Origin of the sequence: Enterovibrio qingdaonensis, assembly GCF_028683135.1 — a bacterium.
GTDB lineage: Bacteria > Pseudomonadota > Gammaproteobacteria > Enterobacterales > Vibrionaceae > Enterovibrio > Enterovibrio qingdaonensis.
This window is the reverse complement of the sequence record NZ_JAJUBB010000002.1, coordinates 136,015-161,269: the sequence shown is the minus strand read 5'-3', so window position 1 is coordinate 161,269 and position 25,255 is coordinate 136,015. Positions and strand designations below refer to the sequence as shown.

Below are 25,255 nucleotides of genomic sequence, written 5' to 3'. Positions count from 1 at the left end.
TCCAATATAAAGCTATTAGTTGCCTTGTTCTAACCGTGGCAAACGCTGATACGCAGTGTAGCAATGCGTGAAACACTGTGTGTCAGCCCTCCTAAAAAAACTTATCTAATTCATCCTAGACATATAAAGAAAAATAACATCCATTCATGTAATCCCCTGTTTAATAATATAAAAATCAGTTACGAATAGAGAATAAGTAAATGGTGCTGGGTTTGGCATATTTGTTGCTCTCTATCACTTTGACTTAGGTCACTAGATGCCATTTATTTATGAAAGGATACATTGATATGAAAACAAAACGGATAAATAAATATTCATTTTCTTTTATTGGTGCGCTTTTAGCATTGGTTATGTCTCTTCCCAGCCAAGCCGGTATTCCAGGTATGCGCGGCTCTCAACATCTTGGTTTTACCGTGCCGAATGCGCAGGAAGCTGTAGACTTTTTCGTCGATGTTATTGGCTGCGAGGCTTTTTACACCATCGGTCCTTTTGGCCCTTTCGACGATGATTGGATGACAGAGAACCTAAACGTGCATAAAAAGGCTGTTATCGACATCGCTCATCTTGTCCGTTGCGGTAACGGCGTTTCCCTTGAGATCTTCGAATACACCTCTCCTGACCAAAACACTACAGGCCCGAAAAACAGTGACATTGGTGGTCACCATCTCGCCTTTTACGTAGACGATATGGATGCTGCGGTCAGCTATCTGGAGAGTAAAGGGGTGAAGATCCTTGCGAAACCCCACACGTTTACAGATACAGGTATGGAAGGGTTAACCTGGGTCTATTTTATGGCGCCTTGGGGCATGCAATTGGAAATTGTTAGTTACCCATACGGTCAGGGCTACGAGAAAACAACCAAAAACAGAATGTGGGATCCCCGTTATTAATTAACCATTTTTACAAAGCGGAGGTGATTGTTTCGCCTCTGCTTTTTAAGGAATACCTCTATGAGAGCGATAACATACAAAGGAATATATCTCGCCTATAAATTCGCAGTCTCCACCATCTTAGTGGCCTTGTTTCTGTTCTTGATGAGTGCTCAAAATGCTTATGCCCACTTCACACACTTTGAACCTCGAATTATTCATATTTCAGAAAAACAAGGCGGCTTACAGATTCTATTAAGAATGCCGCTTCCCTTATTGTTATTAGATACATCATGGAGAGGTTTTGACTCTCTGCAGAATGTTCCCTTTACGTATCAGAAACAAACAGAGGAAGGCACGCAATATATCGTTGATACAAGCGCAATAGAGCAGCAATTTCCCGTGTTTAGCCAGTTGGTGACGGATAACTATACCCTTAAGCATGCCAATCGCCCGCAGGACTCAATGAAAGTCACCCATGTCCACATCTTCAACAGCGACCGACGGAAACCATTTAGCTCACTTCAACTCGCTGAACAGTCCTTTACCCGCGGTGACATTGTGGTAGACGCTGATGCGAGTAATTTGTTTGAAAGCAGTATTGATGTTCGCTTGTTCGTTCCCTTCGCTGTCTTTGATGACAGCTATACGATAGATAGCGACCTAGGCATTCACTTAAACGCCATTGAAAAACTGGCGAATATCGTACAAGTACACTCCCAAGAAGGCACATCAAGTACGTACAGCTCAATCGGTCCATTGCATCTTCAATTTGAACCAGAGCGCGGGCCTCTAGAAGCATTCACCCATCAATTGGGTAATGGGGTGTTCCATATTCTTATTGGTCTTGATCATGTCCTGTTTGTGCTTCTTATTGCCCTTGCCTCAACGAGCTGGCTGCAGACACTGAAGCGTGCCACGGCGTTTACCATCGGACATTCAATCACGCTCGCTATGGGTCTTTATGGGCTGATACCAGTAGGTACTTGGTTTATACCTGCCATTGAGATTTTAATCGCCCTCACTATCCTCTATGCAGCGATTGCGGTGATATTAAAACGCCAAGAGATCTTTGGTTACTTGACCATTTCGTTTGTCGGGCTTATTCATGGATTCGGCTTTTCGTTTGTTCTTAACGAACTGGTCGGCGAGGCTGGTGGATTGAACATTTTGGATCTTTTTGCATTCAACCTTGGAATCGAATTTGGACAGTTGGTCATCTACGGGATATTTGCTGTTCTACTGCTCTTTAATCGATGGGTCGACCCTCTTCAACGATTGCAGCTTCCCAAATGGCTGTCGTTGACTGCGATTCTTCTGTCTATATTTTGGGTCTCAGAACGGAGCTTCTTGCTATTGGCGTAAACAATATTGACGGATGATCATTCAAATTCGCCATAAGCGGCAAGTTGGTCATGAAAGTCTGACTATACGCCACAACAATAAAGGACGCTCTATAGGGCGTCCTTATTGGTCGTACGGTAATACAAACATTTTGTCGAATCGTAGTTTTTTGGGTTGGGATTCAACCGATGAAAATGGCAGAGCTTGTCTCTTTAATCCTACTCCTGCCTAATTTACACACTTGGTTGTAGGCTTTAGTAAAACCCATAAGGTTTAAAGACAACGACAACCAACCGCTATTCGAATGCTTTCCCGCGATACATGGGCGTTACCCACAAAAAAGCGCCCTACTCTGAGGACGCTTTCCAAACGAAAAGGTAGCTATTAGGCAATAATGATCTGCGCCAAAATGTAACCCATCACACAGCCACCGACGACACCAATCAAGCCCACCGACATAAACGAGTGGTTGAAGTACCACTTGCCGATTTTAGTGGTGCCAGAAGTATCGAAGTTTACAGTTGCGATATCTGACGGGTAGTTAGGAATAAAGAAGTAACCGTACACGGCTGGCATTAAACCAATCAAGAGTGCAGGCTCTAAGCCTAAGCCCAAACCTACAGGCAGCAACATACGTGCGGTTGCCGCTTGCGAGTTTACAACCACAGACACGATGAACAGTGCCAGCGCGAATGTCCATGGGTACGTTGTTACCATATCCAGAATGCCCGCTTCAAATTGTGGCATTGCATATTTAAAGTAGGTGTCTGACATCCACGCGATACCGAAAATCGCAATCGCTGCCACCATACCGGATTTAAACACCACACCGTTTGGAACGTCGCGTGGGTCGGTGTGCGTTGCCAGCAGAATGACACCACCAAAACACAGCATCATCATCTGAATGATCACGGACATGCTGATCGGTTTCGCCGCATCACCAATGGTGCGGATCTCTGGGATCATCGCAATAACCACAATCGCCACAATTGATGACAGGAAGATCAACACAGCATTACGCGCAGACGTCGGCAGTGTTTCATTCAAGGTCGTCGCAGTGGTATTTAGAATACGCTCGCGCCACTCTGGATCTTTCATGCGCGCTTGGTATTCAGGATCATCTTCCAGCTCCACACCACGTTTCATGCTGTATAGCGCAGTCAACAAGGTACCGAACAAGGTCGCTGGCACGGTCACCAACAAAATCGACATCAAGGTAATGTCAGCTTGAATGTCCGAAAGCTGCGCTAGGTAGTACACCACGGCCGCTGATAGCGGTGATGCGGTTATCGCGATTTGAGATGAAACAGACGCTGCCGCCATTGGGCGCTCAGGACGAATTCCGTTTTTCAGCGCAACATCACCAATGATTGGCATGATGCTGTAAACAGCATGGCCTGTACCCAGCAGGAAAGTCATGGCATATGTCACGAACGGCGCAATCAAGGTCACACGTTTTGGATTCTTACGCAGCAAACGCTCAGCCACTTGCAGCATGTATTTCAAACCACCCGCCGCTTCAAGGATCGACGCACACGTAACGACCGCCAAGATGATCAGCATTACCGTCACAGGCGGTGAAGTCGGTGGCATCTGGAATATGAATACTTCGATAACCAGACCAATACCTGAAACAACACCTAAGCCAATGCCGCCATATCGGGAGCCGATATACAGCATGAGCAAGAGGAAAAGAAACTCCAAATACAACATGTAATAACCCCTAGAAATTAACTAACTGACAATATTGTCAGCCTTTCTGGTGTCCAAAAAACACCACTAGGTCACACTCCTAATTTGTTAATTTTTCGAAGTTTTTTAATAAGAGGCTCGACACATTTGCTGGCTTGTTAGTAATGAACATACATCAAAGATGTAACGACGCCGCTATCGGCTGTAAGGAGTTTGGTTAATACCACCCGGTGAAAACGTGAAGGTGGTAAATATTCCAATTTAGAGAGTTTTCTTTTCGTTCAATGGCATGAAACGGTGAACAAAAAAGCGGTTAAGCGTCTGAGACGTTTCATTTTTGTTGCGCGCCGTAATTTCCCCCTGTACTATCGCGCCAATTTTTTCGGGCGCGAACGTCTTTTGAACGCGCGGAAACCAGATTTCTCGACACTTTCGCCCTATTAGCGAATTGGTCGAAAACCCTATTCGGCTTTGCCGATATATACGCAGAGAACTTGTTGTCTCTCTGACATGATTAATGCGCCCATCAAACGGGCCTTTGGAGGTGGAAACCGCTAATGAAAAAATGGTCTTCAATTCTGGCCAGCACTGCGTGTGCAGCTGCTCTTTTCTCTTCGTCTGCAATCGCAGCTAATGATCAACTCATCTTCGCTAACTGGGGTCCTTACATCTCGACAGAACTGAGAGAACAGTTCACTCGCGAGACGGGCATTAAGGTTATCTACTCTACCTACGAGTCGAACGAAACCCTTTACGCAAAAATGAAAACGCATCCAGATGGGTATGATCTGGTCGTGCCATCTACCTACTTCGTTGCAAAAATGCGCGATGAAGGCATGCTCCAGAAGATTGACCAAACCAAGCTGAGCAACTTTGCTGAGCTGGATAAGAACTATCTTGATAAACCGTTTGATCCGAACAACGACTACTCTATTCCACACGTTATTGCGATGACGGGTCTGGCGGTAAACACTGACATGTACAACCCTGATGACTTCAAGAGCTGGGCCGATCTATGGAACCCAGAGCTGGAAGGTCAGATCATGCTGATGGATGACACGCGTGAAGTGTTCCACATTGCATTGCGTAAGCTAGGTTACTCGGGTAACTCGACCGATCCTAAGCAAATCGACGAAGCGTACGAAGAGCTGAAGAAACTGATGCCAAACGTATTGGTATTCAACTCTGACAACCCAGCAAACCCTTACCTGTCAGGTGAAGTGGGTCTGGGCATGCTTTGGAACGGCTCTGCGGCAGCAGCGCAACGTGAAGGTCTGCCAATTGAATTGGTATGGCCTGAAGAAGGCGGTATCTTCTGGGTAGACAGCCTGACCATTCCAAAGAACGCGAAGAACGTTGAAGCGGCACATAAGATGATCGACTTCCTGCTTCGCCCAGACATTGCAGCGAAAATCAGTGCTGACACGGGTTACCTGACGGCAGTTGAGAAATCTAACTCTGCATACAAAGACAACCCAACCCTGTTTCCACCACAAGAAGACATCGACCGTGGTGAGTGGCAAGACGCGGTTGGCGACCTGACTGAGAAGTACGAAAACTACTTCCTGCGTCTGAAAACTGGCGAGTAATTTACTCCGCCCGTTAGACAGAAAATTAAAAAGAAAAACACCCCTGGCCTAGGGGTGTTTTTTTGCAACTTGTAAGTGGAACAGACTTACAAACCACGTTGCTTATGCAGGCATTGGCTCCATAGCCTCTTCTGTCTCAGCGAGCTTTTTAATCCACTTCCCGCTTCGTATTCTCAGTGCGACCGGAATCAGCTTGAGTGTTTCTTCGAGCAACACCGCGGCATACACATATTGCACCGGTAACTCGAACCAGAACGCCAGAATCAGCATCAGTGGAATGGCTCCAAACCATTGCGCCACCATGTCCAGATACATCGCGAACTTGGTATCTCCCCCACTTTTCAACACCCCTGACATTGCCGTCATGGTAACGGAACGAAGGAAGATAGACGCCAAGATGAACGGCAGCAGCAAGTAAACGGCATCCAATACTTCTGGCTCAACGCCATCAAACAAGCCAACGACCAGATCTTGGCTAACCCACAATATTCCGACGATGGAGCCGCCCACCGCGACGGAAGATATCAATCCTGCGCGGATATACACACTGAGCTCATCATATTGGTTCGCACCAATCTTCTCGCCCACCAATACGCCAACCGCCGCTGCGCAGCCCCAACTAAATGAAGCCAACAGGATCTCGACTGGTGCTAATATCGACATTGCCGCCAGCGCAGTACTATCAATGTTGCCGTAAATGGTGTGATACGCCGTGATCCCCCCACTCCAGATGATTTCCCCACCGATGATTGGCAACGCGATTTTCACGAACGCGATGTTTTTCGCTTTCGCTTGCGCCGCAGCAAACGAGGCTTTAGACAGACTCAACACACGTTCGAACGCATGCACGTAGAAGAAGAGAATGAGCGTGGATGATGCTCGGGCAATCAAAGTACCCAACGCAGCCCCTTCCAGCCCCATTGCAGGAAAACCGAAGTGACCAAAGATCAGCAAGTAATTGAGAGACACATTCAGCAGCAACTCAAACACGAACAAATACAGGATCAGTTTTGGCTTTTGAATCGCGCGAAGGCCTGCGCCCCAAATTACCGATAAACTGGTGACCAGAACACAAAGAATGGAAATTTGGATGTAGTTGCCCGCCAGGGCGGCAATCGTTTTATCGTTCGTCATCAAGGACGCGATTTGCTCTTTGAAAACCAGCACGCAGATTACCAATACAACCGATGCAACAATCGCGTGAAGCATGCCAATGTGCAAAGAAACACTCAGGCTTTTCTTATCTTTCGCGCCCCAATGTTGAGCGCAGAAAATGGTGGTTGCACCCGCAATGCCAAACATGATGTTGGACACAAACCAGAGTATGCGTGAACCAATGCCCGCTGCGGCTACCGTATCACCACCTAACGCTGAAAGCATAAAGGTGTCAATAAAGCCAAGGCTGGCAAACAACACACTGTGAAGGGCGATTGGAATCGCGAGAAACAAAATATCTTTGTAGGGTTTCATAACAATCCTTGTTACGTCTTGTATTTCTAGGCGGGGTATTTTGGCCTTATTTTCAGCGTCATATTGATACGTTTCATTCAACCTTAGATAGATATCGGTCTATTTAGCACCTTCAGACTCCTCAGGTATAATTTCGTTGTTGACCCGTCTACAAGTGTCGGGTTGATACTCCGACCTGTTCCAACGACAAACAAGGTTCATCATGCTATCTGTCACGCAATTGGCTCGAACAATCGGAATTTCCCGAACCACGGTGTTGTATTACGAACGGGCGGGATTGATCACCCCTACCAACCGTTCTGATAACGGCTACCGATGGTATGGCGACAACGAAATAAAGCGCTTAGAAACTATCGTCGCTTATCGTGCTTATGGTTTGCCTGTTAGCGAGATTGCCAGCTTGTTGGAACACAACGACACAGTCACGCAGGAGGTTGTTCTTAAAGAGCAGTTCAATGCGTTGGAGTTGGAGATTAAGAAACTTCGACAACAGCAAAAGGCGATTGTGTTGCTACTGGAACAGAACATTCAATCGGAGCAAGACATGGTTAATAAAGATCGCTGGGCAGCAATTATGGAAGCTGCAGGTTTCTCTGAGCAGGACATGCACAATTGGCACATTCAATTTGAAAAGATGGAGCCAAAAGGTCACGAAGATTTTCTGAAATCATTGAGTATTGATGATGCTGAAGTGAAGAAAATCCGTCAATGGTCACAACAGCCAACACAAAAGGCGTAAGTCAGATAAAAAGAACCCCTGCTCATTCGCAGGGGTTCTTTTTTTGTTTAAGCGTGATTGCTTAAGCCGTTAGCTACGACCATAAACACGCACACCCGCCGACGAGTTTTTCGACTCACCGAAGACTTCCAACTTCTTCACACAACGTTTGTACGCGAACTTGCGCCAATCCGTCGTTTTGTCTTCTTTGACGTTGCGATGGAAACGGATGGTTTTGGTCTCACCGTTATTGAACGTCACCACCACTTTACGAAGGTGTAGATCTTTTCTTGCTTCTACTTGAATCGCGTCGGTACGACGGCAAACCAGCAATGGAATTTCAGCTCCATGATTGGCATTTTCAAGCAGGATTGTTCTTCCCAATGTGAATTTGTCGTCTGCATGTGCCGCAGAAGAAACACCCATCAGGCCAGTTAAAACGCACATTACAGAGAGCAGCGTTTTTTTATTCATCGTGATCAAATCTCAGTCAATCAAGTTTACTTGGAGGGATCGCCCTCGAACGTGGCGGAGTGTATTCCGAGTCTGATAATTGAATGACAATTTCCTGCAAATTTTTATGCTTTTTAAGGACTGAATTCATCACGAATGACGAGCCTATGTGATGGCGATTACTGTCTTGCTTGGTTAAGCAAAACCTGTGTTTCATTGCCTTCAACGGTACCGTCTGCACGATAATGGATGTAATCAAACACATCATTTTGATCGATTGCTACCATGGCTCCTAACTTCAGAGTATCGATATCCATAGGCTCATTGCGCAAAACACCTTCAATTTTAGTTCCTTTCCATTGGGTTACTTCAACCCACATCCACTCTGTACTGCCACTGTCTGTGGAAAATGGTGCTTTGACGTGGATGGACTCACCAGGTGCTAATCCTTTATTAAACGATGCTGAAATGAGTGGGAGCTTTTTCTTGGCATTTTCACTCGCTTCTTCAATCTTTTGATTGTGTTTCACCATCATTGCTTCACCGTCATAGCCAAACAAGGTCTTCAATGCCAAAGCCTGCTTTTCTGACAATGAGGAGCCTGCATGGTCGTTAAATTTCAACTCAATCAGGTAATTTTCGGGGTCACCTTCTTCCCATTTACCTTCTGCAAATTCGATATCAAGACGCTTAATCGCGTCATCACTTGTGAAATGAGAGATAGTTCGTTTTAGTTTGGTATTCGACAATGCTTCGATATCTAACAGGATTTTATCGTCATCACTGATCTTGGTCCCTTCCATGATAGATTGACCAGTGAGGTTGATAAGGTGAGCCATTGCAGAGTTTGTTGACCATTCAAAGTTATCTACGACAATATCGGGCAAATCGAATTTGTGCATCCCCAAGCTTATCGCACGTATGCCAATGTCTCCCTCATACGCGTGGATAACAGTTTGCTCACTGATAGAAGGAATACCATCTTCTAGCCAAGCCGCTAAACGCTTCTCCTTCCATGCTTCTGGTGAAAATAGCTCTCTGGTCTCACTGTCCCAAATAACTGCACCTGTTTTTTGCGCATATTTATAAAGGTTGATATTGAAAGTAAGTACGCCTTTGAAGACTTCGTCAATGGGGTAACCAACCTGAATATAAACTGCATGTTCAGACTGCTGAACCAAATCAATCTGGGATTCTGTCATACCTCTGCTGAAGTTGCGTAAATACTCAACATTCGGCACTGTAAAACTGTTCTTTGTAACGGGCACAAACTCATACGTATAGGTAATTTCACTGATACTTTTTACTTCATCAAAATTTTCTATTTTTCTTGTTTCGGCAAATACACTTTCTAGGATGGCAGGTTTTTTTATTTCCTTCTCTGGATAGAAGTACAAAACAGCACTCAAGTGAATATATCTATCAGATTGGTTCTCAGAAGCCCAAAGAAGCCTCGGACACAATACCAAAATCAAAAAAAACGGTATAAAACGCATTCGTTGAAACATAATGTAAAAACCTGAAAAAAAAGTAGCGTTAACTATCTATTGCACAACCCCATACGACACAATTGCCTGAAGTCTTTCGGGCTAATATCTGTGTGTCGTTTGAAGAACTTCGTCATGTTTGTAGCTTCATTGAAGCCGAGTTTTGCAGCGATATCAGCGATTGAGTATTGGCTGAACGCCAACAAACGTTTCACTTCCACCAGCACGCGGTCATCCACCAAATCCTTCACGCTGTCACCCGTGTTTGAACGGGCTAATTTGTCCAGTTGCTTAACGCTTTTCCCCAACGCGGTTGCAATCTCTGTCGTCAATGGCCGCTCAGCAAAGTGCGCTTCGATATACTGTTTGAGGCGAACAAAGTCGGTATGTGCATTGGTTTTTACTGGCATGCTTTGTGTCGCTAAGTATTGTGGCACAACACACTTCAGCAGCACCGCTCTTAACATACCGCGTATGATTTCAGCTTTAAATTCTGACGTTGATGAAAATTCAGCTGCGAGCAGATGAATCATTGCATCCACTTCTTCCCCTACATCAGCGATGCGGTTTATATGGGTAATTGCATCCAGCATTACGTCAACATGTGGGTCGCCCGGCCCGTTTGACAGGTATGAACAATTAAACGGGATCACGAACCCGTCAACGGTACGCGATTGCGCAAAGCCGTGGATTTGATTGCGGCCAATAGTGATTAACGTTCCCGGCTTCAACACATACATTTGGTGATCAACGTAGTGAACGCCTTCCCCTTCGGTCACGAATACCAAGGCACTAAAATTCAGTCTATGAGGCCGGGAAACATCTTCCACACCTCTTGCTGCATACAATTCGGAAATCCTAAAACCATTAGGATTCACCAGTGCCATTTCTGAACGCATACGTTCAACGGGGATATTTTTTTCGGTCATGCAAAGCTCAAAAGGCACTTAGGTATCCCTAAGTGCCGATATTATTATTGTTGTTTTTCGGTGCCACTCATGCGAAGAAAATCAGTACATTTCTTCCTGCATATCCTGCGCCATTTGCTTAAAATCTACTTTCGGCTTTTCAACCACCGCTACAGGCTTAACATCGATTTGGCGGCTAACCGTATGAATGAGGCGATTTTCACTTTGCTCCTCACTCAGTTCCATGACGTTAGACATCAATTGCAGCAATATCAGCACTGTCGCCGCACAAAAGAAAACAAACGAGAGTTTCTGCCTCATTCTGAGCCTTCCTTACGCGCACGCGGTTGACGGTTCTTTTTCTTCGCTTTGTTTTGCGTTTGTTTGAACCAGTTTTTATTGAACACAATGAAATCTGTCATTGCGTTAATTGGGCAAAGGCTCTGGCACCACGGACGGCGAACGATCAATGAGGTCAATATGATCATCACGGTCAGTACGAAAAGGTACATACCGCCAATCATGCCAAAAGCAATACCAAAAGGTTCGTAGACAAAACCTGCTGGGTTACGGAAGTACGCACCCATACATAAAGTGACGAGCAGCAATACGCGCGGCATCCACACAAAGAAGGTATGACGTACCGGCGATGCCTTCGCCTTACCTACTTTCGCCAAGCACTGTTGAACTGCACCAAACGGACACAAGCTCTGACAGTAAACATTGCGGTTGTAGTAAAGGATGTAGCCAATACTCAGTACCAGCAGAATAAACGGCGTGTAGTTCGCAACACCTGTCAACCAAGAACCGAAAATCAGGCCGCCCATTGTCGACGCAGAATACAAGGCCGCAGCATGGAAGCCGAATACCAGCGTCGAGCCTGCCAGCAAAACCGCATTCATTTTCGCTTTGTGCGGTGAGCGAGTCTGATTTACCCATACGGCAGCAACGAAGAACAAAAGCGCGGCAGCATCTAGCCATTTGAAATAGGACAGAGGCGACGCTTTCTCAGTCAGTTGATAGCTAAATAGCTGCTGTCGAACAGGATCGGCTGCTTGGTTCAATGCCGTGGAATAGGCGTCTGATGTCAAGGTAGCTCCCGAGACACCATCTACGTACAAGGCTTTTCGAATGTTTTGTTCCAGCAAGGCTTCCGGCAATTTATCTTCGACCACTTTTTCAAAGTAAGACGAGGTTTCTTTAGAAGAAAGCAGCGAGATGGTTTGCACGTCACCATTCGGCATAAACACGCCGCCGATGGTCAGTGAGCCGCCGTAGCCAATGCCTGAGCCGAAGCTAATCCACTTTAGTGCGTCCAACTGTTCGGCGTTATCGCCTTGTGGAACGACTTTATACAGTTGAGGGCTAACCTGTACGATTTGCTCTCCCCTGTTTGTAATACTTTCAAAAAATTGAGTCTGCGAATTGTTGGTGCGCAGCCCACCAAGAAACCAAGCCAAGATCAGAACAATCACGGAAGCGACGCTCAATACCTTCTCAAGGTTCTTATTTCGATTAGCGGGTTTCTTATTTTTCATGTTTTACGCAGATCTCAGGCGGTCGATTCCATCAAACACGCCCAAGATCTGTTCCTACGATTATGAGGTTAAACAATCACGATTAGTGCGTTGCTTTTGGTTTCAAGGCAAACAACACACGCAGGATCACTGCACCTGCAATGATCAACGCCGTACCAACGAAACCAAGGAAGTACCAACCAGCAAAACCTTCGTTTTCACCCAGCAGCGTGAAAGCACCTGCAACGGTCAGGACAAACGATGCCCACCAACCGCCAACCATGCTCCATTTCCACCAGTTCATGCCAAGTTCGAGCTGTTTAGCCCATTGATTCGCGCCAGCAAACACAAGCACTTGAAGCGCACCGATTACCATCCAGAACAGAGGGTCCAGTACTGTAGATTGTGGAAACATTAGAAGCCCTCCCAGTTGCCGTCGTATTCCCAAGTCTTCTCGACTTTTAGGTAGTTTTCGCTGCGCATCCACTCTGGTGGTTGGTGATAACCGGCAAAGCGACCGCCATTCCAATCACCGTGATACGCTTCCGCTTCTGGGTAGTAGAAGAAGTTATGCTGCATCGCCAACAGTGTTTTACGTGTCATACCCGTTGGGTCACGCGGATCGGCTTCTTTCACCAATGCGTGAATCCAGTTGTTCTTACGGGTGTAAGGACAAACGGCAATACACACACGACAGCCCATTGCAGTTTCTGTTGGGCCTTGACGCCACATGGTCCAGCAACTGTCTTGGTTGAATTCGAACTTACGGTAGCCGCGAACAACCGCATCAGGCTTGTCAGCTTTACTGATAGATTCACTTGGGCAAGAGTCCGCACAGATCTTACATTCTTCACAGAAGTGCTTAACTTTGGTGTCGATTGGCTTGTCTGCTTCCAGATCCAGCTCAGTGATTACCGCAGCCAAACGAATGTTTGGACCCAGCTCTGGTGTCAGCAGAATACCGTTACGCGCCGCTTCACCCATACCCGCTTTAATCGCCAGAGGTGGAACAACGATTTCGTAGTCAGAACCCGGCCATTGCGGACGAGCCGCATAACCTAGCTCACCAAGGTAAGCGGCCATCAGACCAGAGGCATTTTTCGCACGGAAGTAACCATCGTAAGAGGTGGAGTAACCGATTGCGGCATACATTGGATCCCAGTTCATTGGGGTACCGAAAATGATGACGTTCTTCCAGTGCTTAGGAATGCTTTCATCCCAATCTGGCATACCGCGCATGGTGTTTTTAAACACGAAGTTCGGATCCATTTTGGTGATGCCAACAATGCTCATGCCGAATTTAAACGCCATCTTCTTGATGAGTTCAGACGCATGTGCTGGCGATTTGAATTCTTGTTTTGCGCGTTTAACCCACTGGAAATCCACCACATCTGGGTGACCATCAGGCTTAGGCGGGAAGTTGCTCATGTTGCCGCGCATGTAGGCAGCAGAGTATGCCCAGCCTAGTGCAAAGCGAGAACGGTGGCTTTCAAAATTCGCGGTGTGCTCTGCTTTTTCTTCAAACGATTGGCGCATGTCAGCCCAACGCTCAGGGTAACGAGAGTAGTATTCGCGCACGCGCTCGTCTGGGATGTCACGCCAATCATTGGTTGGCACCCAGCCTTTTTTCATTTCAGCAGCAAACACACGGGTACGGTGGAAAAGGAAATCGCTCCATTCTGGGCGCTCCAGTTTACCCGCCACTTCCATGGTTGGTGCCACATCTACACGAAACGGTTCACGGTTGAAGAACATATCGTGACCAGACTCAGTACGGCCCCAGCCCACGTTCGCATCAGGGTCGCGACCCAAAACGAAGCCAGCACCCGCCGCTGCACCAACCGTAACGGTTGCTGCGGCAACACCGCCCAGCTTCAGAAAATCACGGCGTGAATTGCTCTTAACGCCGTCATGATTTTGCGTATTCACATTTGCTCCAGATAGTTAGGATAATTCGAGAACGTCGATGCTCAGCTTTTTCTTGATCGTGTTGAGTTCATCGCGGTAAGTAATTTTGTAACGTGATGCCAGACGGTTCAGCTGTACCATGACAGCCTGCGCCTCGTTCCATCGCTCTGTGTGGAAGTAACAAAGGAACAACTGCTCCAGTGACCACTCATCGTTTGGTTCAAACACACGAAGCTCCATAATGTCTGCTTCTAGTTCGGCATAGAGCTTCAGATCAGCTTTCACATGTGCACGAATGTTCAGCACATCAAAGCTCTCTGGTTTATGCGCCAAATAGTGGTTTAGTGCCTCTAATGCTTCTTCCAAACGGCCACTTTGATGCGCGGCAATGCCTGCCAATCTGACCAACTCCATTGAAGAGACATTGTTTTCAAACGCGGCATTTACCCACTCATCAGCCTTTGCTTTTTCGCCTAATGCGATATAACTACTGATAGCAGTGATATAGGTAGAAACGATTGAGGTATCTTTACTGAACGCCAATTCGGCATTTTCTGCCGCCAGGGCAAAGTCACCATTTTGATAATGAACACCGGCAAGGTTTTGGTAGCCACCTACGAAATCAGGTGCGATTTTCGTGCTTTGCTCAAAGTAATGAATGGCTTCCTCTGTTTGTCCTTGAAACAGGTAATTAAAACCAAGATGACAAAGCGTCATGGCATTCTCAGCGTTCAGAGAAAGGGATTCTTCGAAGGCAGTTTTGGCCAGGTCGTACTCACCGAGCTGTTGATAAGCCAAGCCGCATTTGCACGTATAGTCATCATCAGTAAGCAGGGATTTGTGCGCGTTGATGGTAACCATCGCAAGCTGACAAAGTTGCGCCGCCATCAGGGTTTCAAACAAAAAGGTGATAAGAGGTTTCGTCAAAGACAGGTGTTGAACAACCTCACTCATCACGATGGTAAACGCTTCGTGTTCCAGCCAATCTTGTTGATTTTCATTCTTTGCTGACACATCGTTAACGAACTGCGCGCTGAGGAACATCACCCTATCATTCAGCTGTTCAACAATGTCGCTCTCGGTAGGGAGCGTTTCAATGTGCTGTTGAATGTATTGATAAAGTTCTAGCCACTTATTGCTGATCATTGGGAAATCCACACTACTAATTCGTGCACAATTTCCGTTATTAACAAAGTGGTCAAAAGGTACAAATTTCCCTAAAACAGGTAGAAATTCTCCCTTTGATAAGATTTATGATTTTGATCAATTCTCAAAAATCTTCAGTGTTCGTAAGATTTTATTCGTTTGAAAATCCGTTGCTTTCTTTGTGTTGAATAGTCGTCAATTATTTTGGTGGGCAATGTTGCATTGGTAATATTTAATTCTTTGCTTCGTCGCAAAAAAAAGAAGCGCTAAGTGATCTTAGCGCTTTTAACACATGCTTATATTCCCTCACTTAGAACATAAGGTTTTGTGTTAAACCACAGGCGTGGTTAAGGGACTAGAAAAATCAATGGATTGTAAAAAACAGTTAGAACGTGACAACCGCACCAACCGCAAAAGTGTCGTTTTCCTCGGTTTTACCTTCGTTGACTTCGGTGCGATTGTATTCACCGACCAACGTAAGGTTGTCATTAACCGTGTGGAACCACGCGAATGCCGCGTTATCGTATTCCAGCGTTTGTACGCCAGATTTTTTCACCTTCGTATTGCCATAAGAAAGCACCAGTCGCTCTTGGCCGAAGCTGTAAGAGCCTTGCATCAAATACCCTTTAGATTTGGTATTTTCTGACGTAATGACTTGATCCAAGCCAGCTACATCACCAAGGCCTTTTGTTTCAAACCCTGATGCATTCAGTGCAAAGCCTGCTACATCGACACGAATACCACCGCCAAGACCGTTTGAGCTTGTCTCTCCCGCCGTATCTTTAGAGCTTTGGGTGACGCCATTCAGGTAAGCTTTTAAACCAACATCGTTAAACTTGTTGGTATATGAAATTTCACTTTCAAACCTTGGGTTATCTTCAGAACTGGTTTTGCTTTTCTTGTTAGGGTCCATCACCCCAACTGCAACTTGAAAGCCAGATAAATCGGGTGTGCGATAGGTGATCTGCGCTTTCGGGAAGGGGTACGTATAACCAGAACCGATATTGCCGAATGACACGTTGCCGCCATCGATCAATCCGTAAAAGTCGCTCGTTTGGCCGTGCCCAAGCAACAGTTCGTCTGTCAAAATATTACTGCGAGAGAAAAGACCAAAGTCTTTACCCAGTAAAATTTGGCCCCAGTCCGCATCAATCGTCGCATAGAACTGACGTACATCAATACCAGAACGCGTACCTAACCCTTCGGCACTTCGGTTTAGGTCGGTATCATTCAAGGTAACCCAGAATGATGAGCGCGCACCGATCTTGAGTCCATTCGCTTCCGTATTGAAGTTAAAACCAATGTAATTTGGCAAGAAACCAATACGAACACGCGACTGGTCTCGGCTTACCATTTCGCTGTTTGGATCATTTGAATCGGCGAGACGGTCATTGCTTGATTGGGTGTAAAACACGTTGATCAGCAAGTCTGTCGACACTGAGCTCGTTCCATCATCGTATAACGTCACAGCGGCATGGCTGCCTGACGCAGCTAACAAAGCCGATAGTGTTAACATTCCTTTTGTATATTTATTCATACTGCTTAGAACTCCTGCTTTGGCTAAACGGGTTTGCTCTTTGGCAAACACCTAGAAATCGTTAGCGTTCACTCATGCTAACCAGCAGAACAAATAGTAAGAATTCAGAATCAGGACGATAAAAACGGGCCTTTAGTAGGAAGTCCTATCATGGGTATTAGACAAACAGAAAGAAGAATAGAAATTCATTTTATAGAAGAGTAAACGCACGATATAAATAGAGGAGAGACTAATGAGTTAGACAACCAATTCATTTAATTTTGGACACACTTTGCATTTTAAACCGCGGATAGCGAAATGTTATCTAAATAACTTATGTTATTTTGCTAATGGAGAATGACATCAAGGGATCGCGGTAACCGAATGAATATACGACGCTTTTCAATATTATTATTCCTATCCACGCTGGTTGCATGCGCATCAACGACATCAGGGAAGATTGAAAACAATCAATATCACACCTTTGACAGTGCAATTCATTTCACGCCGCCTCAGCTAGCGGGCCTCAAAAGAACGGACGGAATAGAAGCCTCTCAATTACCTGGTGGATATATTGGCTGGGTTGATTTCTCGGGAAATATCAAAGGCAGTGTTCAGTTTTCTACCGAGTGGGAAAACATTAGCTATGCCCCCGTTCAATCGAATGAACGATTCTATAAAAGGGCCAACAAATTTCTTTCTTGGTACTTAGTGAATGACTACAAAAAACGCTTTGCTGTTCCCTTCACCTATGGGACGCCTAAGGTAGAAGAATTAGTCATTAATGAAAAACCCGCACTAAGAGCAACACTGCAAGGCACAATCGGCCCAAACACCCCCACCGTTGCCGTCATCACGCTTATTGGATTGAACGATTTCTTTGTTAACTCTCAGGTCATCTTCGAGGCAGATTCACATACTCTCGACGATGTAGAAAGCCACAAAATGTGGAAAGCCTATTGGGACTTGGTTCGCTCAGTAGAAACTCAAGCTCTCTAGCCCAAGGTGATTTAGCTTTCGCCTTGGGCTTTTGAGCATGTTGTCTAACGAACTTAATCCGCGAAACTTAGCGTGTCACCCTGTTGTGGGAAGTGGAAATTCACACCTAAGGTATTGGCTTCTTCAAGCTGGCGTTTGATGATGGATTCTGGGGATTCGCCTTTCTTTAGGCTGTATTTGATGTGGCTGATCACCACGTCCAAACCTTCCAAACTGCCCTTACCGCTTTTCGCTTCCAGCGTTTTCAGCTCTTCAAGCAACCACGTTGGCGTGAGGTGGCCGAATAGCTGTTTATCTGGGGTTTCATTGCTGAATGACACTTCAATCACGATGCCTTTTAGCTTGTCGTTTTTGACATGCTCTGAAAGCGATGACCAGACATTGTTCAGCGCGTCACTTTTCTCAACGGCATCCGGCCCTGTGTCGCCAAAGTAAGCAAACACGTCGCCGTCAGTGTCTTTCATTAAGAAGGCTGTTGATTGTCCGCCAGAGTGGGACAATGGCATGGCTTTCACGTTGAGGCTTGTACCCGTTACAGCTTGCCACTGCGCGGCTGGCAGGTCGGTATAGGTGTATTTGCTCAGTTTGAACCCTTTACCTTCATTGCCAAAGTTTGGCCATGCTGACCAGTTGAAGTAGTTGGTTTGCAGGTCGTCGTTTGTCGCTGACAAAGCATAGATTGGCTTGTTGCTGTCATCAGGCGAGCTGATGATCATCCCTGCCACATGATCTAGATGCGCGTGGCTGATGAAGTAACCTTTGATGCGCTCTTTAAGCAGGTACCCCACTTTGGTGTAAGGCGAGGCTTCTGGCACCTCGATATCAGAAAACGCGCCTTTTTGCTCAGAGACAATCAGGCCGTTAACGATGGAGCCGGCATCTAGCATGACGTAGTTATCGTCTTGCTCGCTTTTCAGCATAAACGCGGTGAGGTTACCGTCTTGAATACCGCCTTTACTTCCCAATGTCACCAAATCATACCCAGCGGCGTTAACACCAAATGACAGGCAACCAATCAAAACAGCAAGCTTACGTCTAAACATGTTCATCCTTTTCTTTGGCGGCTTCTGAGACTAAAAAAGCGTACCAATCTGTTATGTTAAAGGCCGCCATTTTAGTCTCGGGCCCCTCATCGCCCTACCGCTTTTTCGCCGCGTTCCGTGCGCCAGATTCCATTCCGGGAAAGAAGGTTTACGCGGAGTATTGTTGGATAAAACTACTCAGATACTTCTCGCCATCTTCGCCGTTTTTGAAGGCTTTCCAGCATTCAAAGATCGCGGTTTCATGATCGGCAATAAATGAGTACGCGTCTTGGTTTGTCTCAGCCTCATCGGCCCATTCTCGGTATTTCAGCTCGTAGGGTTCAACCCAATCCGTCAGGGTTTCGGTGAGCTCATCCCATGGCAGTGCAATCCATTTTTGCGCATCCACGATGCCTTTTGCCTGCATTTCTACATCGTCTTTTTTAAACGGAATAAATGCAGTCCTTAAGTGTGGTTCGAGCAAATTGGCCGTCAGAGTTTCTACGTCAATCAGGGTTTGCCACAGTGCCTGGCGCGTCTTATCGGCGTAGTTTTTGGCAAAGTAGGAAAAGAACGCGATACCGTAGATTTCGCCGCGGTAGGCCGTTAGTAGTTGAGAGTTCATAAGCAACCCACAGGTAATGTGTTTCAATCTATTTTGACGATTATACCCAAGGTTGTTGTAGATGCTACGGGCATAAAAAAACCGGGTAATCACCCGGCTTTTTCTTAGTCAAGATTGCTTCTTAACAGATCTTACCCGCGCCGATCACGGCATCGTGTTTGTTATCCAGCGTCGCCTGCGCTGCTAAACGCAGACCTTCAGCGATGGTTTCCAAAGACATAGATGCTTGGTCAGTCGCCGCCGCTTGCTCTGGCAGTAGCGGAATGTGAATGAAACCATGGCCAATGTCGGTTTCACGCAAGAAGTGCTGAACACCATAAAACACGTGGTTACATACGAAGGTACCAGCGGTGTTAGACACCTGACATGGAATACCTTTTTCTTGCAACGCTTTCGTGATTGCTTTGATAGGCAACGTGGTGAAGTACGCGTCTGGGCCGTCTTCTACAATTGGCTCATCAATTGGCTGGTTGCCACCGTTGTCTGGGATACGGAAGTCATCCACGTTAATCGCAACGCGCTCAGGCGTAATCGATGCACGACCTGCAGCCTGACCCACAGTGATCACATAACTAGGCTTGTGTTTTTCGATAGCGGCGGTAACCGCTTTAATCGCTTCATAACGCGTTACTGGCACGTCACAAATGACAATTTCACCGCCATCAAGCTTTACGCCATCCAGCATTTTCACTGCTTCTAAAGCAGGGTTAATTGACGCACCACCAAATGGTTCAAAACCTGTTATCAATACTTTTTTCATAACTATCCTCAGAAGGCAAAGCTATACATAACAAAGATGTTAAACGCCAGCATGATAAGCGCCGGAATCACCTGCATCAGGATCACATGGTGCTTATTTCTCAGCTCCAAAAGAGCGGCTGGTACGACGTTAAAATTCGCTGCCATAGGCGTCAGTAGCGTACCGCAGTAACCTGACAACATGCCTACAACGCCGATGATTGATGCATTACCACCAAACTCGACCACAAGAAGAGGAATACCAATACCGGTGGTAATTACTGCAAATGCAGCAAACGCATTACCCATGACGACGGTAAACAGCATCATACCCACGCAGTATGCAATCACGTTGATCAGCAACATGTTTTCCGGAATCATCATCTTGACGATTTGAGCAACGGTATCGCCCACACCCGCCTGATTAAACAGGAAGCCCAGTGCTGCAAGGAATTGAGACAGAATGGCAGCCCAGCCAATGGAGTCGATAAGACGACGACCTTCATTCAAGCTGTGCATTGGTTTACTTTTGGTGATCATCAGCGCAAGTGCGATAGCACCAAGAGATGCGATACCCAGACCTGCAAGTGCACCTAAAGACGTAAACTGGCTGATTGCAACTGTGCCCACAGGAACAACCGCAGCAGGAATAAACAGTTTGTTCTTTAAAACTGATGCCGTTTCTTTACGCTCTTCGTCGGTCGTGGTGCCGTATTTGCCCACACCCATGAAGCCACCCGCAGCAAGTGCGGTAAGCGCAAGCACCATGACGCCCGTTACCCAATGTGGAATCATCGCGCCAAAGATAAAGGTCACACCGTAGATAAGCCAGAACAGGCCAGTACCCACACGTTTTGAATTCTCTTTATCAAGGAATGTTTGCAACGAGAAAGCCAGCAGCAGCAAACCCGTCGTTTGATAAATATACTCTAGCATTCCAATTACCCTTCTTTAGATGTCGCAACAGTATCCGTAACATTAGTGCCGTCTGTTTTTAAAAGTCGGGCTTCAACAATCTTGCTAAAAATCCCAAATACCACGAACGAAGCAATCGCCGTCGGCAATGCCCATAGCGCCATGGTTTCCAGTTTCACGTCGACATTACTGTCGGTCATTACGCCGTTGATCAGCAGGATACCGCCAGTACCGATAAACAAAAGCTGGCTAAAGAAGTTACCGAAGTTTTCACTTGCCGCAGACAATGCGCGAATGCCTTGACGCTTTTCATCTGACAAGTTCGGTGAGGCTTTTTCTGCTGCCGCTTCTGCCATTGGTGCAATCAGCGGGCGAATCATTGATGGGTGACCACCAATGTGCAGACCCATACCACAGGTTACTTTACGCAGTAACAGGTAGGTCATCAGGATTTTGCTAACAGAGGCTTTCTTCATCGCGCCGATCAGTTGTTCTGCACGTTGACGCAGACCGTAGCGTTCAAGAATACCAATCATTGGAAGGATAAGGATGAAAAGCGACATGTAGCGGTTTTGGGTGAAGGATTGACCTAAAATAGAAAGGATGTCCATTACCGCGATGTCGGCGACTAAACCGGTTGCGACGCCTGCAACCAATATAACAAGCAGAGTATTCAGTTTTAACGCTAGCCCTACCGTTATAATTACAATGCCAATCAGTGGCCAAAAATCAATCATAGGTGTCCTCTACACGACCTTTATATATAAATTGCGAGCGATGATCTGAAAATCACCGTCGCATCGACTATACAAGAGCCCTATAACCACCTCCAATCAGAGATTTTTGCTCTATCAACCAATTTATCTTCTTGATAATCCTAAAGACCTAAAACCAACAATCAAGTAATTACAACCAGGTAAATATTGAACCAATAAGCCACACTTTCCACGCCTTCAAACCCCATAAATACGCAATATATTCAGAATTAGACTTCAATTTTAAGCCACTAATCAGAATTTAAACCTGTAGCTCAAATAAAGAGCAATATGGGTGGTATTTCAGCAAAAAGATCCTTTTTGTCTCAATTCAAGAACAATATCGCCAAAGAACTCAACGATATACTGGCAGGCCACCTCGTTTTTGGTAGCGCTTTCGATTCAATAAGGATGTATGATGAACGCGACACGGTGTCTGATCGGTGCCTTTTCTTTTACTCTGATTTCCGCTTGTACCATTCAAAGTGATCCCTCCAAACCTTTGCTTATCTACAATGCGAAAGAAGCAGTAAAGCTTTCCTACTGTGATGATTTGGCCAACACGGCTTACATAATCTCTACAAACAAGACCAACGGCGTCAGCAAACAAACGCAATTTGTCGCACTTTCCGGTGATGGCTCTGCCGAAATTAAAGGCGCACTCATTGATGATATCTATCGCGACGAGATTAAAAGCAGTTGGGATTACTCCACAGACGTCTTTTTACAATGCGCGCTTAAAGTTGCTGATATCCCAGACGACCGCATAGAGGTTGCATCACTCTGTGCACAGAAATCGCTTGTCGCGCGCGGGGCTGGTGACATGTATGAAGCTGGCCAAGCCAAACTTGATGCTTATACCGCCTACGCCGCTTATAAAACGGTGCGACCTTTTGTGGTGGTTGACGAGGTATATGACGAAGGCCTAAACGGTGCGGAAGCCAGCCAACTGGCTTGGAAGGAATGTTTGGGGGTTGTGTCTGACTGAATTTGTTCAAGGGACAGAGATAATCAATACTCTTGGAAGGTGAAGACCATTTCTACATTGATATGTTTGGGGCGGAATGAAAAGCGTAATACTGACACTCTTACTTTTGCTATTTGCGGCTCAGTCGTCGGCTGAAACGCACTCCTTGGACAAACTAGGTGCAGACCAATCTCAATTCAGTGTCAGGGTCGATAAATCGGCGCGTATTATGTTTTTGCTTCAAGATAACCGCGTGATTAAATGGTATCGCATTGCATTAGGGGCAAATCCGAAAGGGCACAAAATCAGAGAAGGCGACAAGCGCACGCCTGAAGGCAACTACACACTGGACTTCATCAATGAGAAGTCACGTTTCTATCGCTCCATTCGTATTAATTACCCGAACAGTACCGACATCGCTCGCGCTGAACGCTTAGGTGTCGATCCTGGTGGCCAAATCATGATACATGGTCAAAAGAATGGCATTAATATGGAGCATGACGAAGCGCGAACAGATAATTGGACCGACGGTTGCATCGCCATTTCAAACGATGAAATGGACGAGTTTTTGAGTTTGATTCCCGTGGGCACACCCATCGAAATCGACTGGTAGTTTGCCAGTAAGCTGACAGATGAAGGTTAACAAACAAAAGGCCGACGCATGATTGCATCGGCCTTTTCTGTTATCAGCTTCTTGCTCTTATTCGTTTTATTCGCAGGTAAATGCGCCTTTATCGCTCCACGCTTCTGGCGCGCTAGCAGGGCTGCTGTTTACCCACCAGTTTGCTTGATATAGGTGACCTTCAAAAATCACTTGGTCGCCACCGTTGTAGGCTTTGCCTGATGTCCAAGCCACTGGCATGTTGCTCAGTAGTTTCCACGCATCGCTAGTTTCTGGCGTTGCACCTTCAATCCAGTATTTTGCTTCATACACCAGACCATTGAAGTTCACTTTCTCGCCACCTGTGTAGGTGGTCTCTGCTGACCATGCAGGGTGGTTCACCGCGTCAGGGTCAGTGCCACATTGCTCGCCTTTCTCAATCAAGAAGAAGTCCAGCATTTGCTGGTCGACCATGTTGCCTTCCGCATCTTTCACACGTGTCACCAGCATGTGGTGACCTGCTTTCGCGTTGGTCAGTGCCATTTCAACTGCTTCGGTTGTACCGTCAGCAATCGCCAGTTTCTCGTATGCCAACGCATCTTGGGCATGGTTGTAAACGGTCATTTCAACGTTTACATCACCCGATGCACTAACGGCAAGATCAAGCGTGACTGTGTTGTTCTCGATTTGGTATTCGTTTGCCAAACCATCAACAGTCACCTTGTACTCCGGTACTGTGGTGTCGATGTCGTAACCGACTTCAACACGTGCAAAGCCACTGTCAGCCTTGATGAATATAGGGTTCGCACCAAATACTGGTGTGAATTTATCATCGCCGCTTTTCTGACCCGATTTGATATTGTCGTAGGTCGCGTTGATTTTGGTCGCCAGATTGTATGACCAATTATTCGCGATACCCGCTTTATCGCTGTCGATATCAACACGTACTGACATGTCTGGGCGTTCACCGTTTGCATCAAACACGCGCGTGAATACTGCATCACCCTGTGACAAATTCATGCCCGGGTTAATTTGACCTGCTTGTGACCAGTTCGGCAGCACAGGTTGGTCACCGTCAAATTGCACATCCATTACGTTGTAAAACGCAGCGGCGGTATCACCCACATCCCACACAGCCAGAATGACTTGGTAACCATCACGTTCTGGGACATCACAAGTATGCAGCACACGTTTAGGTGGCTTTTCCATGTTGCCTTCAATCACACAAAATGGATTTAAGTCAAAGGTACTGCGTGCCAAAGGTTGGTTTGGATTCCAATCCGCGTTGGTGATGTAGTATTTCCATGTACGCGTTACGTGGTTTGCCGTAAACGTCCATTCGAAGTCGTTTTGACCCGCCGTGATAGGCGTTTTCACCCAACGAGACGCCGTTTGCTCATCAAGAGGAGAAAACTGAATCAGGCCTGCACTCGCAATTTTTCCGTCTTCAGGGCCCAGTTCAGGAAAGCCTTCAGGTCCTTCGACACTTTGCGGTTCCCATTGCACCTGACCACAGTCGGTGTTCTTTTCACCTGTTGCATTGGTGTATTTACACAACGCGGCACGGCCTGCTGCTGCGCCGCCTTCAACAGCACTAACATAACCATGAGACATCGCGCCTGCACTGAAAAGTGCTGCCGCAACAGGCAGTAAAGTTGTTCTAAGTTTGAGCATGTTTGTTTCTTCCTGAGTGTTTTATTATTTTTTGTAATCACACACGCACGGACAAACGTCGCAAAGAAGGCATTCTCTAATGAGAATGGCGGCTCCGCTATCATAAGCTCACAGATGAAGTAAGCCCTTAGACCGGTAGCTTTGCGTCCTGTTTTTTCAAACAGTTTGCCGATAAGAGTGGTACGGCGAAGAATAGTCAGAAATTTCTTACTGGCAATTCCGACCAGTGTTAGTTCACATTTTTAATGCAACAAAATGAACCAAGATCACATTTTTCCCGCTTTATGGTCTATTCCTTGGTCTTAACTCTTTGAACCAAAATCACATTAGCAAACCAATTCC

Annotated in this window: 24 protein-coding genes and 1 riboswitch; of the genes, 7 read left to right on the top strand and 17 right to left on the bottom strand. The window is 46.2% G+C overall.

The window, feature by feature from the left end:
• Positions 1–287 precede the first annotated feature (287 nt).
• Both LRP49_RS03680 and LRP49_RS03675 read left to right on the top strand, forming a co-directional pair.
• Positions 288–890, top strand: a complete 603-nt coding sequence (locus LRP49_RS03680; protein ID WP_274140323.1) for a VOC family protein — start codon at positions 288–290, stop codon at positions 888–890.
• 60 nt (positions 891–950) lie between these two features.
• Positions 951–2,234, top strand: a complete 1,284-nt coding sequence (locus tag LRP49_RS03675) for a HupE/UreJ family protein (protein ID WP_274140321.1) — start codon at positions 951–953, stop codon at positions 2,232–2,234.
• Between the two features lie 363 nt (positions 2,235–2,597).
• On the opposite strand, the gene LRP49_RS03670 is transcribed toward LRP49_RS03675, so the two are convergent.
• Positions 2,598–3,926, bottom strand: coding sequence for an anaerobic C4-dicarboxylate transporter (locus LRP49_RS03670; protein WP_274140319.1), 1,329 nt, complete (start codon positions 3,924–3,926; stop codon positions 2,598–2,600).
• A gap of 536 nt (positions 3,927–4,462) precedes the next feature.
• Between LRP49_RS03670 and LRP49_RS03665 the strand changes: the two genes are divergently transcribed.
• The gene (locus LRP49_RS03665) at positions 4,463–5,494 is read left to right on the top strand and encodes an extracellular solute-binding protein (protein ID WP_274140317.1); all 1,032 of its coding nucleotides are present in this window, start codon (positions 4,463–4,465) and stop codon (positions 5,492–5,494) included.
• 102 nt (positions 5,495–5,596) lie between these two features.
• Here LRP49_RS03665 and LRP49_RS03660 read toward each other — a convergent pair whose 3' ends face one another.
• Complete coding sequence (locus LRP49_RS03660) at positions 5,597–6,964, bottom strand: MATE family efflux transporter (RefSeq protein WP_274140316.1); 1,368 nt, start codon at positions 6,962–6,964, stop codon at positions 5,597–5,599.
• Between the two features lie 202 nt (positions 6,965–7,166).
• On the opposite strand from LRP49_RS03660, the gene LRP49_RS03655 reads away from it, so the two are divergent.
• The gene (locus LRP49_RS03655; RefSeq protein ID WP_274140314.1) at positions 7,167–7,703 is read left to right on the top strand and encodes a MerR family transcriptional regulator; all 537 of its coding nucleotides are present in this window, start codon (positions 7,167–7,169) and stop codon (positions 7,701–7,703) included.
• A 69-nt stretch (positions 7,704–7,772) separates the two neighbouring features.
• On the opposite strand, the gene LRP49_RS03650 is transcribed toward LRP49_RS03655, so the two are convergent.
• The 9 genes from LRP49_RS03650 to LRP49_RS03610 all read right to left on the bottom strand — a co-directional run bounded on the left by LRP49_RS03650 (position 7,773) and on the right by LRP49_RS03610 (position 16,638).
• Positions 7,773–8,156 (bottom strand): DUF2541 family protein, encoded by a 384-nt coding sequence (locus tag LRP49_RS03650; RefSeq protein ID WP_274140312.1) that lies wholly within the window; start codon positions 8,154–8,156, stop codon positions 7,773–7,775.
• Positions 8,157–8,314: 158 nt separating this feature from the next.
• On the bottom strand, positions 8,315–9,337 hold the full coding sequence (locus LRP49_RS03645) for a DUF2314 domain-containing protein (protein ID WP_274140310.1): 1,023 nt from the start codon (positions 9,335–9,337) through the stop codon (positions 8,315–8,317).
• Positions 9,338–9,675: 338 nt separating this feature from the next.
• Positions 9,676–10,551: a helix-turn-helix domain-containing protein gene (locus LRP49_RS03640; RefSeq protein ID WP_274140309.1), complete on the bottom strand. Its 876-nt coding sequence runs from the start codon at positions 10,549–10,551 to the stop codon at positions 9,676–9,678.
• Positions 10,552–10,632: 81 nt separating this feature from the next.
• Positions 10,633–10,851, bottom strand: coding sequence for a hypothetical protein (locus LRP49_RS03635; RefSeq protein ID WP_274140307.1), 219 nt, complete (start codon positions 10,849–10,851; stop codon positions 10,633–10,635).
• The gene (locus LRP49_RS03630; RefSeq protein ID WP_274140305.1) at positions 10,848–12,068 is read right to left on the bottom strand and encodes an FMN-binding protein; all 1,221 of its coding nucleotides are present in this window, start codon (positions 12,066–12,068) and stop codon (positions 10,848–10,850) included. The genes LRP49_RS03635 and LRP49_RS03630 overlap by 4 nt, the downstream gene beginning before the upstream one ends.
• Positions 12,069–12,150: 82 nt before the next feature.
• The gene (locus LRP49_RS03625) at positions 12,151–12,462 is read right to left on the bottom strand and encodes a hypothetical protein (protein WP_274140303.1); all 312 of its coding nucleotides are present in this window, start codon (positions 12,460–12,462) and stop codon (positions 12,151–12,153) included.
• On the bottom strand, positions 12,462–13,976 hold the full coding sequence (locus LRP49_RS03620) for a 4Fe-4S dicluster domain-containing protein (RefSeq protein ID WP_274140301.1): 1,515 nt from the start codon (positions 13,974–13,976) through the stop codon (positions 12,462–12,464). The genes LRP49_RS03625 and LRP49_RS03620 overlap by 1 nt, the downstream gene beginning before the upstream one ends.
• A 15-nt stretch (positions 13,977–13,991) precedes the next feature.
• The gene (locus tag LRP49_RS03615) at positions 13,992–15,101 is read right to left on the bottom strand and encodes a tetratricopeptide repeat protein (RefSeq protein WP_274140299.1); all 1,110 of its coding nucleotides are present in this window, start codon (positions 15,099–15,101) and stop codon (positions 13,992–13,994) included.
• A gap of 385 nt (positions 15,102–15,486) precedes the next feature.
• Positions 15,487–16,638 carry a porin gene (locus LRP49_RS03610; protein WP_274140297.1) on the bottom strand — a complete coding sequence of 384 codons (1,152 nt, stop codon included), beginning with the start codon at positions 16,636–16,638 and terminating at the stop codon, positions 15,487–15,489.
• Positions 16,639–17,001: 363 nt separating this feature from the next.
• On the opposite strand from LRP49_RS03610, the gene LRP49_RS03605 reads away from it, so the two are divergent.
• Positions 17,002–17,616, top strand: a complete 615-nt coding sequence (locus LRP49_RS03605; RefSeq protein WP_274140295.1) for a hypothetical protein — start codon at positions 17,002–17,004, stop codon at positions 17,614–17,616.
• Positions 17,617–17,669: 53 nt separating this feature from the next.
• On the opposite strand, the gene LRP49_RS03600 is transcribed toward LRP49_RS03605, so the two are convergent.
• The 5 genes from LRP49_RS03600 to LRP49_RS03580 form a co-directional block, all read right to left on the bottom strand.
• A complete protein-coding gene (locus tag LRP49_RS03600) occupies positions 17,670–18,659 on the bottom strand; it encodes a 3',5'-cyclic-nucleotide phosphodiesterase (RefSeq protein WP_274140294.1) in 990 nt (329 codons plus the stop codon).
• A gap of 148 nt (positions 18,660–18,807) precedes the next feature.
• A complete protein-coding gene (locus LRP49_RS03595; protein WP_274140292.1) occupies positions 18,808–19,263 on the bottom strand; it encodes a hypothetical protein in 456 nt (151 codons plus the stop codon).
• A 121-nt stretch (positions 19,264–19,384) separates the two neighbouring features.
• A complete protein-coding gene (gene pcp / locus LRP49_RS03590) occupies positions 19,385–20,023 on the bottom strand; it encodes a pyroglutamyl-peptidase I (protein ID WP_274140290.1) in 639 nt (212 codons plus the stop codon).
• Between the two features lie 8 nt (positions 20,024–20,031).
• Positions 20,032–20,937 (bottom strand): DUF979 domain-containing protein, encoded by a 906-nt coding sequence (locus LRP49_RS03585; RefSeq protein ID WP_274140288.1) that lies wholly within the window; start codon positions 20,935–20,937, stop codon positions 20,032–20,034.
• 5 nt (positions 20,938–20,942) lie between these two features.
• Positions 20,943–21,653 carry a DUF969 domain-containing protein gene (locus LRP49_RS03580; RefSeq protein ID WP_274140287.1) on the bottom strand — a complete coding sequence of 237 codons (711 nt, stop codon included), beginning with the start codon at positions 21,651–21,653 and terminating at the stop codon, positions 20,943–20,945.
• 436 nt (positions 21,654–22,089) lie between these two features.
• Between LRP49_RS03580 and LRP49_RS03575 the strand changes: the two genes are divergently transcribed.
• Both LRP49_RS03575 and LRP49_RS03570 read left to right on the top strand, forming a co-directional pair.
• Complete coding sequence (locus tag LRP49_RS03575) at positions 22,090–22,659, top strand: hypothetical protein (protein ID WP_274140285.1); 570 nt, start codon at positions 22,090–22,092, stop codon at positions 22,657–22,659.
• 76 nt (positions 22,660–22,735) lie between these two features.
• Positions 22,736–23,251 carry a L,D-transpeptidase family protein gene (locus tag LRP49_RS03570; RefSeq protein WP_274140283.1) on the top strand — a complete coding sequence of 172 codons (516 nt, stop codon included), beginning with the start codon at positions 22,736–22,738 and terminating at the stop codon, positions 23,249–23,251.
• Positions 23,252–23,347: 96 nt separating this feature from the next.
• Here LRP49_RS03570 and gbpA read toward each other — a convergent pair whose 3' ends face one another.
• Positions 23,348–24,913 carry an N-acetylglucosamine-binding protein GbpA gene (gene gbpA / locus LRP49_RS03565; RefSeq protein ID WP_274140281.1) on the bottom strand — a complete coding sequence of 522 codons (1,566 nt, stop codon included), beginning with the start codon at positions 24,911–24,913 and terminating at the stop codon, positions 23,348–23,350.
• Between the two features lie 84 nt (positions 24,914–24,997).
• A riboswitch (cyclic di-GMP riboswitch) is annotated at positions 24,998–25,093 on the bottom strand.
• Positions 25,094–25,255 lie beyond the last annotated feature (162 nt).

Bases quoted from the DNA above. Each gene is read 5' to 3' on its own strand.
- LRP49_RS03680 (WP_274140323.1), top strand. From the start codon at position 288: ATGAAAACAAAACGGATAAATAAATATTCATTTTCTTTTATTGGTGCG.
- LRP49_RS03675 (WP_274140321.1), top strand. From the start codon at position 951: ATGAGAGCGATAACATACAAAGGAATATATCTCGCCTATAAATTCGCA.
- LRP49_RS03670 (WP_274140319.1), bottom strand. From the start codon at position 3,926: ATGTTGTATTTGGAGTTTCTTTTCCTCTTGCTCATGCTGTATATCGGC.
- LRP49_RS03665 (WP_274140317.1), top strand. From the start codon at position 4,463: ATGAAAAAATGGTCTTCAATTCTGGCCAGCACTGCGTGTGCAGCTGCT.
- LRP49_RS03660 (WP_274140316.1), bottom strand. From the start codon at position 6,964: ATGAAACCCTACAAAGATATTTTGTTTCTCGCGATTCCAATCGCCCTT.
- LRP49_RS03655 (WP_274140314.1), top strand. From the start codon at position 7,167: ATGCTATCTGTCACGCAATTGGCTCGAACAATCGGAATTTCCCGAACC.
- LRP49_RS03650 (WP_274140312.1), bottom strand. From the start codon at position 8,156: ATGAATAAAAAAACGCTGCTCTCTGTAATGTGCGTTTTAACTGGCCTG.
- LRP49_RS03645 (WP_274140310.1), bottom strand. From the start codon at position 9,337: ATGACAGAATCCCAGATTGATTTGGTTCAGCAGTCTGAACATGCAGTT.
- LRP49_RS03640 (WP_274140309.1), bottom strand. From the start codon at position 10,551: ATGACCGAAAAAAATATCCCCGTTGAACGTATGCGTTCAGAAATGGCA.
- LRP49_RS03635 (WP_274140307.1), bottom strand. From the start codon at position 10,851: ATGAGGCAGAAACTCTCGTTTGTTTTCTTTTGTGCGGCGACAGTGCTG.
- LRP49_RS03630 (WP_274140305.1), bottom strand. From the start codon at position 12,068: ATGAAAAATAAGAAACCCGCTAATCGAAATAAGAACCTTGAGAAGGTA.
- LRP49_RS03625 (WP_274140303.1), bottom strand. From the start codon at position 12,462: ATGTTTCCACAATCTACAGTACTGGACCCTCTGTTCTGGATGGTAATC.
- LRP49_RS03615 (WP_274140299.1), bottom strand. From the start codon at position 15,101: ATGATCAGCAATAAGTGGCTAGAACTTTATCAATACATTCAACAGCAC.
- LRP49_RS03610 (WP_274140297.1), bottom strand. From the start codon at position 16,638: ATGAATAAATATACAAAAGGAATGTTAACACTATCGGCTTTGTTAGCT.
- LRP49_RS03605 (WP_274140295.1), top strand. From the start codon at position 17,002: ATGAATATACGACGCTTTTCAATATTATTATTCCTATCCACGCTGGTT.
- LRP49_RS03600 (WP_274140294.1), bottom strand. From the start codon at position 18,659: ATGTTTAGACGTAAGCTTGCTGTTTTGATTGGTTGCCTGTCATTTGGT.
- LRP49_RS03595 (WP_274140292.1), bottom strand. From the start codon at position 19,263: ATGAACTCTCAACTACTAACGGCCTACCGCGGCGAAATCTACGGTATC.
- pcp (WP_274140290.1), bottom strand. From the start codon at position 20,023: ATGAAAAAAGTATTGATAACAGGTTTTGAACCATTTGGTGGTGCGTCA.
- LRP49_RS03585 (WP_274140288.1), bottom strand. From the start codon at position 20,937: ATGCTAGAGTATATTTATCAAACGACGGGTTTGCTGCTGCTGGCTTTC.
- LRP49_RS03580 (WP_274140287.1), bottom strand. From the start codon at position 21,653: ATGATTGATTTTTGGCCACTGATTGGCATTGTAATTATAACGGTAGGG.
- LRP49_RS03575 (WP_274140285.1), top strand. From the start codon at position 22,090: ATGAACGCGACACGGTGTCTGATCGGTGCCTTTTCTTTTACTCTGATT.
- LRP49_RS03570 (WP_274140283.1), top strand. From the start codon at position 22,736: ATGAAAAGCGTAATACTGACACTCTTACTTTTGCTATTTGCGGCTCAG.
- gbpA (WP_274140281.1), bottom strand. From the start codon at position 24,913: ATGCTCAAACTTAGAACAACTTTACTGCCTGTTGCGGCAGCACTTTTC.